This is a genomic window from Kosakonia sp. S42, assembly GCF_016624785.1.
Taxonomy (GTDB): Bacteria; Pseudomonadota; Gammaproteobacteria; order Enterobacterales; family Enterobacteriaceae; genus Kosakonia; species Kosakonia cowanii.
On the sequence record NZ_JACVTW010000011.1, the window covers coordinates 16,855 to 33,646 of the forward strand.

Genomic DNA, 16,792 nt, shown 5'->3' on the forward strand with positions numbered 1-16,792 from the left:
GCTTTTCTTCAGGGAGTTGCTATGTCCGCCAAACATCCGGTCATCGCCGTCACTGGCTCCAGCGGCGCGGGAACCACCACCACCAGCCTCGCCTTCCGTAAGATTTTCGCCCAGCTCAACATGCATGCGGCGGAAGTGGAAGGCGACAGCTTCCATCGTTATACCCGTCCGGAAATGGATATGGCGATCCGCAAAGCCCGCGATCTCGGGCGGCATATCAGCTATTTTGGCCCGGAAGCGAATGACTTCGGCCTGCTGGAGCAGACCTTCAGCGAGTATGGTCAGAGCGGTCAGGGCCAGGCGCGAAAATATCTCCACACCTATGATGAAGCCGTGCCGTGGAATCAGGTGCCAGGAACCTTTACCCCCTGGCAACCACTGCCGGAGCCAACCGATGTGTTGTTCTACGAAGGGCTGCACGGCGGAGTGGTGACGCCGCAACATGATGTGGCGCGCCACGTTGATCTGCTGGTCGGCGTGGTGCCAATCGTAAACCTGGAGTGGATCCAGAAGATGATCCGCGACACCAGCGAGCGCGGCCACTCCCGGGAAGCGGTGATGGATTCGGTAGTGCGCTCAATGGAAGATTACATCAACTACATCACGCCGCAGTTTTCCCGCACCCATCTCAACTTCCAGCGCGTTCCCACTGTCGATACCTCAAACCCCTTCGCCGCCAAAGGCATTCCTTCTCTTGATGAAAGCTTTGTCGTCATTCATTTCCGCAATCTGGAGGGGATCGATTATCCGTGGCTGCTGGCAATGTTGCAGGGATCGTTTATCTCGCATATGGATACGCTGGTGGTGCCGGGCGGCAAAATGGGGCTGGCGATGGAGCTAATTATGACGCCGCTGGTGCAGCGGCTGATGGAAGGCAAAAAGATTAAATAACCCGGCGGGAAGCGCCGCCGGGCAGGCTTATCAGGCCTCGATCACCTCAAAGGAGTGGGTAATCTTGACCGCCTTTTCCAGCATCAGCGCCACGGAGCAGTACTTCTCAGCTGAGAGATCGACCGCGCGGGAGACAGCGGCCTCTTTCAGTGCTTTGCCAGTAACAATGAAGTGCAGGTTGATATGGGTAAAGTAGCGCGGCGCTTCTTCCCGGCGCTCGGAGGTCAGCTTCACTTCGCAGTCGGTCACGTCGTGACGCCCTTTTTGCAGGATCGACACCACGTCGATAGCGCTGCAACCGCCAGCGGCCATTAAGACCATCTCCATCGGGCTGGGAGCTTTATCCCCGGAGTTGCCATCCATCAGGATTTGGTGGCCGGAAGCGGACTCACCAATGAACGTTAACCCTTCAACCCATTTCACTCGTGCCTGCATGTTCATCACTCCGGTATGGCAAATTTTTTCACAGATTACGCGTACATAACAAAACGCGCAACGGAAGGCGACCTGCGTCATGCTGAAGCGAGACACCAGGAGACAGGCGCCAAAAGCTATGCTAAAACAGTCTACATGCTACAGAGAAACATTGACGTTACGAATGTACGCAAGGGATATCATACATTAGAGACCGCAGATGTCGCTGACGGTCCACTTCCCGGGATTTGGGAAGCTTTGATTGCAACCCCAGAAGCTGAATGATTCACGCCGTTTCTGGAGCCAGCTTATAACAGAGGATAATCGCGCATGGTGCTTGGCAAACCGCAAACAGACCCGACTCTCGAATGGTTCTTGTCTCATTGCCATATTCATAAGTACCCGTCGAAGAGCACGCTGATTCACCAGGGTGAAAAAGCGGAAACGCTGTATTACATCGTTAAAGGCTCAGTGGCAGTGCTCATCAAGGATGAAGAGGGTAAAGAGATGATCCTCTCTTACCTCAACCAGGGCGATTTTATTGGTGAACTGGGCCTGTTTGAAGAAGGTCAGGAGCGTAGCGCCTGGGTTCGCGCCAAGACCGCCTGTGAAGTTGCGGAGATCTCGTACAAAAAATTCCGTCAGCTTATCCAGGTGAATCCGGATATTCTGATGCGCCTCTCCTCGCAGATGGCGCGTCGCCTGCAGGTGACCTCGGAGAAAGTCGGTAACCTGGCGTTCCTCGACGTGACCGGCCGTATTGCTCAGACTCTGCTGAACCTGGCGAAACAGCCGGACGCGATGACCCACCCGGACGGTATGCAAATTAAAATTACCCGTCAGGAGATTGGTCAGATCGTCGGTTGCTCCCGCGAAACGGTTGGCCGCATTCTGAAAATGCTCGAAGATCAAAACCTGATCTCTGCCCACGGTAAAACTATCGTCGTCTACGGTACGCGTTAATCTGCAAAATGGCGCATCGCTTATGCGGTGTGCCGTTTTTGTTTTCCCATGTGGCGCAGGCTGATTTATCACCCCGAAATCAACTACGCACTGCGACAAACGCTGGTGTTATGCCTGCCTGTGGCGGTTGGGCTGCTGCTCGGCCATCTGCAACAGGGGCTTCTCTTCTCGCTGGTTCCCGCCTGCTGCAACATTGCTGGCCTCGATACCCCGCATAAACGCTTCTTCAAACGTCTGATTATCGGCGGCTCGCTATTTGCCGGCTGTAGCCTCGCGGTGCAGCTTCTGCTGGCGGAAAATCTTCCCCTGCCGGTGATCATGACAGTGTTAACCCTGCTGCTGGGGGTGACGGGCGAAATCAGCGCGCTGCATGGCCGCCTGCTGCCAGCCTCGCTGATCGCCGCTATCTTTACCCTCAGCCTCGCCGGGAACATGCCGGTGTGGGAGCCGCTGCTGATCTACACCCTCGGCACCTTGTGGTACGGGCTGTTTAACTGGTTCTGGTTCTGGCTGTGGCGCGAACAACCGCTGCGTGAATCCCTCAGCTTGCTCTACCGGCAACTGGCGGACTATTGCGAAGCGAAATATAGCCTGTTAACCCAGCATATCGATCCTGAAACCGCGCTGCCGCCGCTGCTCGACCGCCAGCAGAAAGCGGTGGATCTGATTAGCCAGTGTTACCAGCAGCTGCATATGCTGGCGGCCAATCAGAACAACGATTACAAGCGCCTGCTGCGCGTCTTTCAGGTCGCATTGGATCTGCAGGAGCATATCTCTGTCAGCCTGCATCAGCCGGAAAAGGTGCAGAAGCTGGTCGAGCGAACCCATGCTGAACAGGTGATTCGCTGGAATGCGCAAACCGTCGCGGCTCGCCTGCGCGTGCTGGCGGATGACATCCTCTACCATCGCTATCCGACCCGCTTCACCATGGAGAAGCAGGTCGGCGCACTGGAGAAAATTGCCCGTCAGCATCCTGATAATCCGGTCGGGCAGTTTTGCGCCTGGCACTTCAGCCGCATCGCCCGCGTGCTGCGCACCCAGCGTCCGCTCTATATTCGCGATTTGATGGAGGATAAGCAGGAGCGCCTGCCGCTGATCCCGGCGCTAAAAAGCTATCTGTCGCTGAAATCAACCGCCCTGCGCAATGCGGCGCGCATCAGCGTGATGCTCAGTATCGCCAGCCTGATGGGCAGCGCATTAAATCTGCCGAAACCTTACTGGATCATGATGACGGTGATGGTGGTGACGCAGAACGGTTATGGCGCGACCCGCGTACGCATTGTTAACCGTGCCGCCGGTACGCTGGCGGGGCTGGTGGTGGCGGGTATGACGCTGCACTTTCATGTGCCGCTCGGATTTACGCTGGCAGCGATGCTGATGATCACCCTAAGTAGCTATTTGATTATCCGCAAAAGCTACGGCTGGGCGACGGTCGGTTTCACGATTACAGCGGTCTATACCTTGCAAATCCTCACGCTCAACGGCGACCAGTTTATTCTCGCCCGGCTGGTCGATACGCTGATTGGCTGCCTGATTGCCTTCGGTGGGATGGTGTGGCTGTGGCCGCAGTGGCAGAGCGGCCTGCTGCGCCAGAATGCGCACGATGCGCTGGAGGCCTATCAGGATGCGATTCGCCTGATCCTTAGCAACAACCCGGAAGCGACGCCGCTGGCCTGGCAGCGTATGCAGGTTAACCAGGCGCACAACGCCCTTTTCAACTCCCTTAACCAGGCGATGCAGGAGCCCGGCTTTAACAGCCGCTACCTGAGCGATATGAAACTGTGGGTGACGCACAGCCAGTTTATTGTCGAACATATCAACGCCATGACGACGCTGGCGCGCGAGCACACCATGCTGACACCGGATCTGGCGCAGCGCTATCTTGAGTCGTGCGAAATTGCGCTGCAACGTTGTCAGCAGCGGCTGGAGTATGACGGGCCGGGGGAATCAGGCGAGGTGAATGTTATGGAAGCGCCGGAGGCGCTGACCCACGGCCCAATGAGCACGCTGGAGCAGCATTTGCAGCGCATTATCGGGCATCTGAGCACCATGCACACGATCTCGTCGGTGGCATGGCGTCAGCGCCCGCATCACGGCATCTGGCTACGCCGACGCCTTACGCGTTAACCACGCTTGCGACGGCCTGCGCAAAGCGCTGCATCCCTTCATCAATATCCTGCTCTTCGATAATCAGCGACGGCGCAAAACGCATCACATCCGGACCGGCATTCAGCACCATGACGCCCGCTGCGGCAGCCGCATGCAGGAAGTCGCGCGCGCGGCCTTTGTATTGCGGTTTCAGCTCGGCACCAATCAACAGGCCCATACCGCGAATATCGCTGAACAGGTCGTACTGCTCATTAATCTGCTGCAGACACTGAACAAAGTGCTGACGTTTGGCACTGACGCCATTCAGCACCTCAGGGGTGTTGATGATATCGAAAGCAGTGCCTGCCACCGCGCAAGCCAGCGGGTTGCCGCCGTAGGTGGATCCGTGGGAACCGGCGTGGAAGACGCTGGCGATTTCATGGGTCGTCAACATGGCGCTGACCGGGAAACCGCCGCCGAGGGCTTTGGCGCTGGTCAGAATATCCGGCGTCACGCCGTAGTGCATATAGGCGAACAGCTCACCGCTGCGCCCCATGCCGCACTGCACTTCATCAAACACCAGCAGCGCATTATGCGCATCGCACAGTTCACGAAGGCCTTTGAGGAACTCAGGGGTTGCGGCAGTAACGCCGCCCTCGCCCTGAATCGGCTCTACCACCACGGCGCAGGTGTGATCGTCCATCACCGCTTTAACCGCGTGCAGATCGTTAAACGGAACATGCACGATGTCGGCCGGTTTCGGGCCAAAGCCATCGGAATATTTCGGCTGCCCGCCAACGGTTACGGTAAAGAGCGAGCGCCCGTGAAAAGCGTGGTGGAAAGCGATGATTTTGGTTTTGTGCGGGCTGTGGCGCGTGGTTGCATAAAAACGCGCCAGCTTGAAGGCGGTTTCGTTGGCTTCGGTACCGGAGTTCATAAACACGACGCGCTCGGCAAAGGTGGCGTCTACCAGCTTGCGCGCCAGACGCAGCGCGGGCTCGTTGGTAAAGACGTTACTCAGGTGCCAGAGCGTCTCGCCCTGCGCTTTCAGCGTCTCCACCAGCGCCGGATGGCAGTGGCCTAAGGCAGTGACCGCAATGCCGCCAGCAAAATCAACGTACTCTTTACCCTGCTGATCCCAGACGCGACTGCCCTTCCCCTTTACCGGGATAAACTCGGCCGGTGCGTAAATTGGCAGAATAACGTCATCGAAGTTTGCACGTGTCACCGCGTCTTGCTGAGTTGCCATAGGTTGCCCATCCCGTGTTATGTTTCATTCATAGTGAAAATATAATCACGAAATATGCATAAAAAATCACTAGATGGCAACCACAAATCACCGAGTAAGGAAGTTTTCCAGCAATTGATGGCCCTGCTCGCTGAGAATACTTTCCGGATGGAACTGCACGCCTTCGAGATCCCACACCTTATGGCGAATGCCCATGATCTCGCCGCTTTCACTCCAGGCAGTGACCTCGAAGCAGTCAGGTAAGGTAGGCGGATCGATGACCAAAGAGTGATAGCGCGTAACGGTTAACGGATTATTTAACCCGCTAAACACACCGCTGCCGGAGTGAGTAATGGGGGAAGTTTTGCCGTGCATCACTTTCGCCGCACGCACAATAGTGGCGCCAAATGCCTGGGCAATCGCCTGATGGCCGAGGCAAACGCCGAGGATCGGCAGCTTACCCGCATAGTGCGCAATGACTTCGAGCGAAATGCCGGACTCATCCGGTGTGCAAGGGCCTGGCGAAATAACCATTTTCTGCGGCGCTAACATCTCAATATCCGCTAGCGTCAGCTCATCGTTACGCCTCACTTCCACGTGTGCACCCAGCTCACAAAAATATTGGTAGAGGTTCCAGGTAAAGGAGTCGTAGTTGTCGATAAGCAGGATCATGTCAATTCAACCAATGGATGTGCCGCGTTTCATGCAGTTTGCGCGAAACTATACGGCACTTCGCAAAGATAAAAAACGGGTTTACGGTAGTTGAGATACGCCGGATGGCGCTCACGCTTATCCGGCCTACAACGTTTCGTAGGTCGGATAAGCGTGAGCGCCATCCGACAAAAAAGTTTACTCGCCCTCGCGCGCCTCGCTCACCACCTGGCTGAAGATTGCAGTTAACGGTTCGAGATCGCCCATCGCACCCGCCTGGTTAGCGTTGCGCCAGTCGTCGGGATCGATATCGCGCCAGTCGAGCGAGAAGCCCGCGTGCAGCGCCAGCTGTTCGAAGAAGATACGCTGCGCAATACCATTGCCCAGGCGGAACGGGTGCAGGACGTTGATTTCACAGTAGTAATGCGCAAGGCGTGCGATGAACGCCTCTTTTTCAAGCCCGACGAGCCACTCCTCATCCTCAAGCTGCTGCATCAGGGCATTGCCCTCTTTCTCGATATACTCGAAGTGGCAAAAGCGGGTATCGCCCTCGTAGATATCGACTTCGCGGATCTGCCCGGCCCAGTCGAAGACATCCTGGTAGAGGTGCCGATGAATGGCGCAAAGATGCGGCAGCCCGCGGGCAATCGGCCCCAGCTCGAGAGTTGCTGCGCGCAGCGCGGTGAACTGATACGCCTCCTTCTCCAGCCCCTTAGCATTGCGAATGCCAAGGCGATTGCGCATCACTTTCAGGCCCGGGAAAAGATACGGGTCGCGCCCGTCGCCGAATTTATCGCTCATTTTGCCTCCGCAGCTCTTCAAGACGTAAAGTCGCCTCTTCCGCATTCAGCGTAACAAGCTCGCTATCAACGCCCTCCAGCCGGCGGCTGGCCTGAAAATTGATGTTGCGCTGCTGCTCCCAGAGTCGGGATTTTTGCCTGTCGGTGAGTTTTTTCGGCATAGCGCCTCCCAGTTAAGCGATATACATACCCAAATGATGTACATGCCCAAAAAATTATAAGCAGTAATTCCGGGTTACGCAGGGAAGCGGTAAAACACGGGCCGTAAAGCCCGTGTGGAGGAAACTTATGGCAGCACTTTCGCGGAGAGGATAACAACCGGTTTTGACGGGACATTCTGATACGGGCCAACATCGTGCGTCGGCACCTGGGAGATCTTATCGGCAACGTCCATGCCTTTTACCACTTTGCCAAACACTGCGTAGCCAAAGTCACGCTGGCCATGATCCAGGAAAGCGTTATCCGCAACGTTGATAAAGAACTGGCTGGTGGCGCTGTCTTTATCCGCCGTCCGCGCCATGGCAATGGTGCCGCGCGTGTTGCGCAGGCCGTTATCCGCTTCGTTCTTGATAGGCGGGTTAGGCTGCTTCTGCTGCATCTGCTCGTTAAAGCCGCCGCCCTGAACCATAAAGCCAGGAATAACGCGATGGAAAGTAGTGTTGTTATAAAAACCGTTATTCACGTAATCAAGGAAGTTTTTCACCGACACGGGGGCTTTCTGATTGTTCAGCTCCAGTTCGATATTACCGGCAGAAGTGGTGAGCAGAACATGCGGGTCGCCTTTTGCGGCCAGCGCAGCAGGGGAGATAGCAGAAAGGGCGAGCAGAGCCGCCATAGCCGCCAGAGTCGATTTAACCATAAGGTTTCCTTAACGAAGTGCAGTAACGAAAGCGAGTGGCTTGATTCTAAAGAGCACTCAGCCAGCAGGCCAGCCTTTTACTTAATTTTACGTATTTGGTAACAGATGTAACGCCAGACCGCCAAATTCGTGCGTCTTAACGGCCTGGCACGCCGCTACGCTTGCGGCATCCGGTTAAACTGCACCTCTTCGCACCCCTGCTCCATCCGCACCCAACTCTGCGCCGGTTGTGTGCTGGCAATGATGCGTCCGTGACGAATTGACCAGCGTACCGGGGACTGGCAGCGCACCGCCTCGAAACCGTTTTCAACAGGCAGAATAACCATATTGGCAGGCAAGCCTGGCGCAATGCCGTACTCTTTCAATCCCAGCGTTTTGGCGCTGTTATGGGTAATGAGTTGCAGACCCTGTTCAATCTGCGAATAGCCCATCAGCTGACATACGTGCAGACCCATATGCAGCACCTGCAACATATTGCCAGTGCCGAGCGGATACCAGGGATCGAACACATCATCGTGACCAAAGCAGACATTCATCCCTGCGGCCATCAACTCTTTCACCCGTGTAACGCCCCGCCGTTTCGGGTAGTCATCGAACCGCCCCTGCAGGTGAATATTGACCAGCGGGTTGGCCACGAAATTGATGCCGGAACGTTGCAGCAGGCGGAAAAGACGGGATGTATACGCGCCATTGTAGGAGTGCATGGCGGTGGTGTGGCTGGCGGTGACGCGCGAGCCCATCTCCATTTCAAGTGCCAGCGCGGCGACGGTCTCAACAAAGCGCGACTGCTCATCATCAATCTCATCGCAGTGGATATCCAGCGGGCGCTCATACTCACGCGCCAGATCGAAAGCAATATTGAGTGATTCAATGCCATATTCACGCGTGTACTCAAAATGCGGAATCGCACCGACCACATCGGCACCAAGCTGAAGCGCTTTTTCTAACAGCGCAGCGCCGTTCGGGTAGGAGAGGATCCCCTCCTGCGGAAAGGCGACAATTTGCAGATCGATCCACGGCGCGACCTCCTCTTTGACCTCCAGCATCGCTTTCAGCGCCGTTAACAGCGGATCGGAAACATCAACGTGGGTGCGCACATGCTGTACGCCGTTGGCCATTTGCCATTTCAGCGTCTGCCAGGCGCGCTTTTTCACATCCTGATGGCAGAGCTGCGCTTTACGTTCGGCCCAGCACTCAATCCCCTCGAACAGCGTACCGGACTCGTTCCAGCGGGGATCGCCCGCAGTTTGCGTGGTGTCCAGGTGAATATGCGGTTCGACGAACGGCGGCAGCGCTAAACCGCCACCGGCATCAAGCACATCAAGTGTCTCGCTCTGGGCGTCATCCATCGGCGTAATCTCGCCAAATCGCCCATTCTCAATGGCGATTTGCCACACTCCTTCGCGATCGGGCAAGTGCACATTCTGCACTAGCCATAGTGGTGTTGCTGACATCGCATTATCTCCTCTTTCTCCCTCAGATATGTCGTAGCTAACCTCGTGCTAAAAAACGTCACTTTCAGTATAGAAATTCCTCAACATATAAATATGAATGATATCCAATACTTATAAAAACCATGAAAAATCAGCAATATACTCATTAGGGAGTAGGCTAAGGTGTAATTGATATACATCAATAACCGTGCAAGCTGAATCGTTAAGGTAGGAGGTAGTAAAAAAGAAATCGAGGCAAAAATGAGCAAAGTCAAACTCGCTATCATCGGTAACGGCATGGTCGGCCACCGCTTTATCGAGGACCTTCTCGACAAAGCCGACGCCAGCCAGTTCGACATTACCGTATTCTGTGAAGAGCCGCGTAAAGCCTACGACCGCGTCCACCTGTCATCCTACTTTTCCCACCATACAGCCGAAGAGCTGTCGCTGGTACGCGAAGGCTTCTACGAAAAACATGGCGTCAAAGTGCTGGTCGGCGAACGCGCCATCACCATCAATCGCCAGGAAAAAGTGATCCACTCCAGCGCGGGCCGCACGGTCTATTACGATAAGCTGATCATGGCCACCGGCTCCTACCCGTGGATCCCGCCGATCAAAGGGTCTGAAACCCAGGACTGTTTTGTTTACCGCACTATTGAAGATTTGAATGCCATTGAGTCATGCGCGCGTCGTAGCCGCCGTGGCGCGGTGGTTGGCGGCGGCCTGCTGGGTCTGGAAGCCGCAGGCGCGCTGAAAAACTTAGGCGTCGAAACGCACGTGATTGAATTCGCCCCGATGCTGATGGCAGAACAGCTCGATCAGATGGGCGGCGAGCAGTTAAGACGTAAAATCGAAAGCATGGGCGTGCGCGTGCACACCAGCAAAAATACCAAAGAGATCGTGCAGGAGGGCATTGAGGCACGCAAAACCATGCGCTTCGCCGACGGCAGCGAGCTGGAAGTGGACTTTATCGTCTTCTCCACCGGCATCCGTCCACGCGACAAACTGGCGACCCAGTGCGGGCTTGAAGTTGCCCCGCGCGGCGGCATCATGATCAACGACTGCTGCCAGACCTCCGATCCCAATATTTATGCTATCGGCGAGTGCGCCAGCTGGAACAACCGCGTTTATGGTCTGGTCGCGCCAGGCTACAAAATGGCGCAGGTGACGGTTGACCATATTCTCGGCATGCAAAACGCCTTTGAAGGCGCAGATCTTAGCGCCAAGCTGAAACTGCTCGGCGTGGACGTTGGCGGTATCGGCGATGCACACGGCCGCACAGCGGGCGCGCGCAGCTATGTCTACCTCGACGAGAGCAAAGAAGTTTATAAACGCCTGATTGTCAGCCCGGATAACAAAACCCTGCTTGGTGCCGTGCTGGTGGGCGACACCAGCGATTACGGCAACCTGCTGCAACTGGTGCTCAATGCCATCGAACTGCCGGAAAACCCTGACGCGCTGATCTTGCCGGCACATGCCAGCGGTGGTAAACCCTCAATCGGCGTCGATAAGCTGCCGGACAGCGCGCAAATCTGCTCCTGCTTCGACGTCACCAAAGGCGACCTGATTAGCGCCATCAACAAAGGTTGCCACACCGTAGCCGCACTGAAAGCGGAAACCAAAGCCGGAACCGGCTGCGGCGGCTGTGTTCCGCTGGTTACGCAGGTGCTGAACGCCGAGCTGGCGAAACAGGGTATCGAAATCACCAATAACCTGTGTGAACACTTCGCCTACTCCCGCCAGGAGCTGTTCCACCTCATCCAGGTGGAAGGGATTAAAACCTTTGACGACCTGCTGGCGAAATACGGTACCGGCTACGGCTGCGAAGTGTGTAAACCGACCGTTGGCTCGCTACTCGCCTCCTGCTGGAACGAGTACATCCTGAAACCGCAGCACACGCCGCTGCAGGATACCAACGACAACTTCCTCGCCAATATCCAGAAAGATGGCACCTACTCCGTTATCCCGCGCTCTGCGGGCGGTGAAATCACACCGGAAGGGCTGATGGAAGTGGGCCGCATCGCGCGGGAGTTCAATCTCTATACCAAAATCACCGGCTCACAGCGCATCGGCCTGTTTGGTGCGCAAAAAGACGATCTGCCGGAGATTTGGCGTCAGTTAATCAATGCCGGGTTCGAAACCGGTCACGCCTACGCCAAAGCACTGCGTATGGCGAAAACCTGCGTCGGCTCGACATGGTGCCGCTATGGCGTCGGCGACAGCGTCGGTTTCGGCGTTGAGCTGGAAAACCGTTACAAAGGTATCCGTACTCCGCACAAAATGAAGTTCGGCGTCTCCGGCTGTACCCGTGAATGTGCGGAAGCGCAGGGGAAAGATGTCGGTATTATCGCCACGGAAAAAGGCTGGAACCTCTATGTGTGCGGTAACGGCGGCATGAAACCGCGCCATGCGGATCTGCTGGCAGCGGACCTCGATCGCGAGACCCTGCTGCGTTACCTCGACCGCTTTATGATGTTCTACATTCGCACCGCCGACAAACTGACCCGCACCGCCTCCTGGCTTGAGGGGATGGAAGGCGGCATCAACTATCTGCGCAGCGTTATCATCGACGACAAGCTGGGCTTTGATGCACAGCTGGAAGCGGAGATGACCCGCCTGCGTGAAGCGGTGATTTGCGAGTGGACGGAAACCGTCAACAACCCGGCGGCGCAAACGCGCTTCAAACACTTTATCAACAGCGATCGCCGCGACCCGAACGTACAGGTGGTTCCGGAGCGCGCGCAGCATCGCCCGGCGACACCCTATGAACGTATTCCGGTGATGTTAGTGGAGGAGAACGCATGAGCCAGTGGAACAGCGTCTGCAATATTGATGAGATTGTCCCGGCAACCGGCGTCTGCGCGCTGGTCAATGGCGAGCAGGTAGCGATTTTCCGCCCGCGCCACGATGACCAGGTTTACGCCATCAGCAATATCGATCCCTTTTTCCAGTCGAGCGTGCTCTCTCGCGGCATTATCGCCGAACATCAGGGCGAACTGTGGGTTGCCAGTCCGTTAAAAAAACAGCGCTTCCGTCTGCGCGATGGCCTCTGCATGGAAGATGAAAGCCGTTCAGTTGCCCATTTTGAAGCACGAGTGAAGGATGGTGAGGTGCAGATCAAAGCATAATCCCCTGCCCTCTCAACGGCCGTAGCGACAGCTTGCTGTTATGCTACGGCTCATGCTCAGCGCCCGCGGTTCTCGCCGCGCGGCGCCCGCTTCAGCCTATAACTACAATTCCGGGGTAATGTCGTGGATCACCTGCCAATTTTCTGTCAATTACGGGGACGCGCCTGTCTGCTGGTCGGCGGCGGCGACGTCGCGGAGCGCAAAGCGCGTCTGTTGCTGGATGCGGGCGCGCAGCTCACCGTCAATGCCCTCTCCTTTATTCCTCAATTTACCGCCTGGGCCGCCGAAGGCATGCTGACGCTGGTCGAAGGCGAGTTTAGCGAAACGCTACTCGATGAGTGCTGGCTGGCAATTGCCGCCACCGATAACGACGCGGTAAACCAGCGGGTCAGCGATGCGGCAGAAGCGCGTCGCATCTTCTGCAATGTGGTCGATGCGCCGAAAGAAGCGAGCTTTATCATGCCATCGATTATCGACCGTTCGCCGCTGATGGTGGCGATCTCCTCCGGCGGCACGTCGCCAGTGCTGGCGCGTTTACTGCGCGAGAAGCTGGAGTCGCTGCTGCCGCAACACCTTGGTCACGTAGCGAAGTTTGCCGGGCAGCTGCGCAGCCGTGTGAAGCGCCATTTCGCCACCATGAGCGAGCGCCGTCGTTTCTGGGAGAAGCTGTTCGTTAACGATCGGCTGGCGCAGTCGCTGGCGAATCAGAATATGGCCGCCGTGGAGACTATCACCGAGCAGATGCTGAACGAGCCGCTGGATAACCGCGGTGAAGTGGTGCTGGTGGGTGCCGGGCCTGGCGATGCCGGGCTGCTGACGCTGAAAGGCTTACAACAAATCCAGCAGGCGGATGTGGTGGTGTATGACCGGCTGGTCTCCGATGAGATTATGAATCTGGTGCGCCGCGACGCCGACCGCGTGTTTGTCGGTAAACGGGCGGGCTATCACTGCGTGCCGCAGGAGGAGATAAACCAGATCCTGCTGCGCGAGGCGCAAAGCGGGAAGCGCGTGGTGCGGTTAAAGGGCGGCGATCCCTTTATTTTTGGGCGCGGCGGCGAAGAGCTGGAAACGCTCTGCCATGCGGGCATTCCCTTCTCGGTTGTGCCAGGGATTACAGCGGCTTCGGGCTGTTCGGCTTACTCGGGCATTCCGTTGACTCACCGGGATTACGCCCAGAGCGTGCGGCTGGTCACGGGCCACCTGAAAACCGGCGGCGAACTTGACTGGGCTAACCTGGCGGCAGAGAAGCAGACGCTGGTGTTCTATATGGGGTTAAATCAGGCGGAGGCGATTCAGGAGCAGTTGATCGCGCACGGTATGCAGGCGGATATGCCGGTAGCGCTGGTGGAAAATGGCACATCGGTGCAGCAGCGGGTGGTGAGCGGCGCGTTGTCGCAGCTTGGGGACCTGGCGCAACAGGTGAAAAGCCCGTCGTTGATTATCGTCGGCAGGGTTGTCGCGTTACGCGATAAGTTGAAGTGGTTTTAAAGACGTTGCCTGATGGCACAAGCTTACCTGACCGAGGGCGGAGGTTAATGCCTGATGGCGCTGCGCTTATCAGGCCTACAAAACCATGCTAACCCGTAGGCCGGATAAGGCATTTATGCCGCCATCCGGCAGTCATCGCCGGGCACAATGCCTGATGGCGCTGCGCTTATCAGGCCTACAAAACCGCGCTAAACCGTAGGCCGGATAAGGCATTTATGCCGCCATCCGGCAGTTAGCGCCGGGCACAATGCCTGATGGCGCTGCGCTTATCAGGCCTACGAAATCGTGCTAAACCGTAGGCCTGATAAGGCGTTACGCCGCCATCCGGCAGTCAGCGCCGGGCACAATGCCTGATGGCGCTGCGCTTATCAGGCCTACAAAACCGAGCCTATTCCGCTTACGGCTTCGCAACAAACCCAATCGCTTCGTACACCTTCTTCAGGGTTTCTGAAGCGTGCGCGCTCGCTTTTTCCGCGCCTTCGCGCATGATCTGCTGCAGGAAAGCTTCGTCATTGCGATAACGATGGTAGCGCTCCTGCAACTCGGTCAGCATGCCGGAAACCGCGTCCGCCACTTCGCCTTTCAAATGGCCATACATCTTGCCTTCAAAATGCTGCTCCAGCTCGGCGATGCTCTGGCCGTTCACGGCAGAGAGGATATCGAGCAGGTTAGAGACGCCCGCTTTGTTCGCCACATCGTAACGCACAACCGGCGGCTCGTCGGAGTCGGTCACGGCGCGTTTGATCTTCTTCACTACCGATTTCGGATCTTCCAGCAGGCCAATCACGTTGTTGCGGTTATCGTCCGACTTGGACATCTTTTTCGTCGGCTCCAGCAGCGACATCACGCGCGCACCGGACTTCGGAATAAACGGCTCAGGCACTTTAAACACATCGCCATAGATGGCGTTAAAGCGCTGGGCGATATCGCGGCTCAGCTCCAGATGCTGCTTCTGGTCTTCGCCGACCGGCACCTGGTTAGTCTGGTAAAGCAGAATGTCTGCCGCCATCAGCACCGGGTAGTCAAACAGGCCGGCGTTGATGTTTTCTGAATAGCGTGCGGATTTATCTTTGAACTGCGTCATACGGCTCAGCTCGCCGAAGTAGGTGTAGCAGTTCAGCGCCCAACCCAACTGGGCATGCTCAGGAACGTGGGACTGCACAAAGATCGTGCTTTTCTGCGGGTCGATGCCGCACGCCAGGTAGAGCGCCAGCGTATCCAGCGTCGCCTTACGCAGCTTCTCCGGATCCTGACGCGCGGTAATGGCATGCAGGTCAACGATGCAGTAGATACAGTGATAGTCGTCCTGCATGTTCACCCACTGACGCAGCGCACCCATGTAGTTGCCAATGGTCAATTCACCTGAGGGCTGTGCGCCACTAAAAACGATGGGCTTAGTCATTTTTCATTTCCTGATGTTCACTGAGCGGGAGCCCGAGCGCGGGCAGTAAATCGTTAAAGCGGTCGAAGACGTAGTCCGGCTCGCTTAGGGTAATCGCTTCACCATAGTTATAGCCGTAGGTCAGGCCAACGGAGACGCTGCCGGCCGCCTGCGCGGCGCGGATATCGTTGCGTGAATCGCCAACGAAGAGCAACTCATGGGGTTGAATCGCCAGCTTGTCGCACACCAGCAGCAGCGGCTCCGGGTGCGGTTTCTTATTCACTACATCATCGCCACCGACGACAAAAGTGAAGTAGTGGGCGATCTCCAGCGCGTCCAGCAGCGGCGCGACAAACGGCGTCGGCTTGTTGGTCACCAGCGCCAGCGGCAGCCCTTTTTCGTGCAGCGCCGCGAGAGTCTGCGCCACGTCCGGGAACAGGAAGCTGCCCTCCTCCACGGTCTCTTCGTAGTAGCGGTTGAAGAGCTTGCGCAGCATGGCGATCTGCTCGGCCTGCGGCACATCGCCGGTATCAATATCGGGCTTGCCCTGCGAAGCACGCTGAATAGCGCGCTCCTGGCGAGCCCAGTTGAAGGCGCGCTCCATCAATACATCGGCGCCATTCCCAATCCAGGTAATCACGCGCGCTTCGCCAGCCTGCGGCAGCTCAAGGGCATACAGCGCGCTGTCTACGGCGGCGGTGAGCCCCGGTGCGCTGTCCACTAATGTGCCGTCGAGATCGAACGCGACACCCCGAATCGACTGCAATTTATCCATGACTTACCTTCGCCAGTTCGCTACGCATTTCATCAATAACCTGTTTGTAATCCGGCTGATTGAAGATCGCCGAGCCCGCCACAAACATATCTGCGCCGGCTGCCGCGATCTCGCCGATATTGCTCGCTTTCACGCCGCCATCCACTTCGAGACGGATATCAAGGCCGGAGGCGTCAATACGACGACGCACTTCACGCAGCTTGTCGAGCGTATGGGGAATGAAGGATTGACCGCCAAAACCGGGGTTAACGGACATCAGCAGGATCACATCCAGCTTATCCATAACGTGATCCAGATAGCTCAGCGGCGTCGCCGGGTTAAACACCAGCCCCGCTTTGCAGCCGTGCTCTTTGATCAGCTGCAGCGTGCGGTCGATATGTTCAGAAGCTTCAGGATGAAAGGTGATAATGCTTGCCCCGGCTTCGGCGAAGTCCGGCACCAGGCGGTCGACCGGCTTCACCATCAGGTGCACATCGATAGGCGCGGTGATGCCGTAGTTGCGCAGCGCTTTCAGCACCATCGGGCCGATGGTCAGGTTCGGTACGTAGTGGTTGTCCATCACGTCAAAGTGGACAACGTCGCCGCCCGCGGCCAGTACGCTGGCGGTGTCTTCGCCCAGGCGAGCAAAATCAGCCGACAGAATCGAAGGGGCAATTAAATACTGTTTCATCCGCATCTCCTTGAGAAAGTAGG

Annotated in this window: 16 protein-coding genes; 6 read left to right on the forward strand and 10 right to left on the reverse strand. The window is 56.8% G+C overall.

Features of this window, described 5'->3' with window-relative positions:
• Nucleotides 1–21 precede the first annotated feature (21 nt).
• Complete coding sequence (locus IAE50_RS14155) at nucleotides 22–891, forward strand: phosphoribulokinase (RefSeq protein ID WP_023482098.1); 870 nt, start codon at nucleotides 22–24, stop codon at nucleotides 889–891.
• 30 nt (nucleotides 892–921) lie between these two features.
• Here IAE50_RS14155 and IAE50_RS14160 read toward each other — a convergent pair whose 3' ends face one another.
• Nucleotides 922–1,326: an OsmC family protein gene (locus tag IAE50_RS14160; protein WP_200580524.1), complete on the reverse strand. Its 405-nt coding sequence runs from the start codon at nucleotides 1,324–1,326 to the stop codon at nucleotides 922–924.
• Between the two features lie 309 nt (nucleotides 1,327–1,635).
• Here IAE50_RS14160 and crp point away from each other — a divergent pair, with 309 nt between their 5' ends.
• Both crp and IAE50_RS14170 read left to right on the forward strand, forming a co-directional pair.
• Nucleotides 1,636–2,268, forward strand: coding sequence for a cAMP-activated global transcriptional regulator CRP (gene crp, locus IAE50_RS14165; RefSeq protein ID WP_000242758.1), 633 nt, complete (start codon nucleotides 1,636–1,638; stop codon nucleotides 2,266–2,268).
• A gap of 48 nt (nucleotides 2,269–2,316) precedes the next feature.
• The gene (locus tag IAE50_RS14170; protein ID WP_200580525.1) at nucleotides 2,317–4,395 is read left to right on the forward strand and encodes a YccS/YhfK family putative transporter; all 2,079 of its coding nucleotides are present in this window, start codon (nucleotides 2,317–2,319) and stop codon (nucleotides 4,393–4,395) included.
• Here IAE50_RS14170 and IAE50_RS14175 read toward each other — a convergent pair.
• From IAE50_RS14175 to IAE50_RS14200, 6 genes are all read right to left on the reverse strand, one after another.
• Nucleotides 4,385–5,605 carry an aspartate aminotransferase family protein gene (locus tag IAE50_RS14175; protein ID WP_094422347.1) on the reverse strand — a complete coding sequence of 407 codons (1,221 nt, stop codon included), beginning with the start codon at nucleotides 5,603–5,605 and terminating at the stop codon, nucleotides 4,385–4,387. The two genes, IAE50_RS14170 and IAE50_RS14175, sit on opposite strands and share 11 nt — an antisense overlap.
• 87 nt (nucleotides 5,606–5,692) lie before the next feature.
• Entirely contained in the window at nucleotides 5,693–6,256 is a 564-nt protein-coding gene (gene pabA / locus IAE50_RS14180; protein ID WP_200135384.1) for an aminodeoxychorismate synthase component 2, read from the reverse strand.
• A 177-nt stretch (nucleotides 6,257–6,433) separates the two neighbouring features.
• Nucleotides 6,434–7,036 carry a putative adenosine monophosphate-protein transferase Fic gene (locus tag IAE50_RS14185; RefSeq protein ID WP_094422351.1) on the reverse strand — a complete coding sequence of 201 codons (603 nt, stop codon included), beginning with the start codon at nucleotides 7,034–7,036 and terminating at the stop codon, nucleotides 6,434–6,436.
• Nucleotides 7,026–7,196, reverse strand: a complete 171-nt coding sequence (locus IAE50_RS14190; RefSeq protein WP_023482040.1) for a YhfG family protein — start codon at nucleotides 7,194–7,196, stop codon at nucleotides 7,026–7,028. The genes IAE50_RS14185 and IAE50_RS14190 overlap by 11 nt, the downstream gene beginning before the upstream one ends.
• Before the next feature lie 125 nt (nucleotides 7,197–7,321).
• Complete coding sequence (gene ppiA / locus IAE50_RS14195) at nucleotides 7,322–7,894, reverse strand: peptidylprolyl isomerase A (protein ID WP_042717446.1); 573 nt, start codon at nucleotides 7,892–7,894, stop codon at nucleotides 7,322–7,324.
• 155 nt (nucleotides 7,895–8,049) lie between these two features.
• Nucleotides 8,050–9,348, reverse strand: coding sequence for a cytosine deaminase (locus IAE50_RS14200; RefSeq protein WP_200580526.1), 1,299 nt, complete (start codon nucleotides 9,346–9,348; stop codon nucleotides 8,050–8,052).
• 240 nt (nucleotides 9,349–9,588) lie between these two features.
• Here IAE50_RS14200 and nirB point away from each other — a divergent pair, with 240 nt between their 5' ends.
• From nirB to cysG, 3 genes are all read left to right on the forward strand, one after another.
• Nucleotides 9,589–12,132 (forward strand): nitrite reductase large subunit NirB, encoded by a 2,544-nt coding sequence (gene nirB / locus IAE50_RS14205; RefSeq protein ID WP_200580527.1) that lies wholly within the window; start codon nucleotides 9,589–9,591, stop codon nucleotides 12,130–12,132.
• A complete protein-coding gene (nirD, locus tag IAE50_RS14210; protein ID WP_054804348.1) occupies nucleotides 12,129–12,455 on the forward strand; it encodes a nitrite reductase small subunit NirD in 327 nt (108 codons plus the stop codon). The genes nirB and nirD overlap by 4 nt, the downstream gene beginning before the upstream one ends.
• A gap of 123 nt (nucleotides 12,456–12,578) precedes the next feature.
• The gene (cysG, locus tag IAE50_RS14215; protein WP_200580528.1) at nucleotides 12,579–13,943 is read left to right on the forward strand and encodes a siroheme synthase CysG; all 1,365 of its coding nucleotides are present in this window, start codon (nucleotides 12,579–12,581) and stop codon (nucleotides 13,941–13,943) included.
• Between the two features lie 397 nt (nucleotides 13,944–14,340).
• Here the strand turns inward: cysG and trpS are convergent, their stop codons facing one another.
• The 3 genes from trpS to rpe are packed head-to-tail and all read right to left on the reverse strand — an operon-like array spanning nucleotide 14,341 to nucleotide 16,769.
• The gene (gene trpS, locus IAE50_RS14220; protein WP_042717438.1) at nucleotides 14,341–15,345 is read right to left on the reverse strand and encodes a tryptophan--tRNA ligase; all 1,005 of its coding nucleotides are present in this window, start codon (nucleotides 15,343–15,345) and stop codon (nucleotides 14,341–14,343) included.
• Nucleotides 15,338–16,099, reverse strand: a complete 762-nt coding sequence (gene gph / locus IAE50_RS14225) for a phosphoglycolate phosphatase (protein WP_076769397.1) — start codon at nucleotides 16,097–16,099, stop codon at nucleotides 15,338–15,340. Before gph ends, trpS begins: the two co-directional genes overlap by 8 nt.
• The gene (gene rpe / locus IAE50_RS14230; protein WP_023482084.1) at nucleotides 16,092–16,769 is read right to left on the reverse strand and encodes a ribulose-phosphate 3-epimerase; all 678 of its coding nucleotides are present in this window, start codon (nucleotides 16,767–16,769) and stop codon (nucleotides 16,092–16,094) included. Before rpe ends, gph begins: the two co-directional genes overlap by 8 nt.
• Between the last annotated feature and the right edge of the window lie 23 nt (nucleotides 16,770–16,792).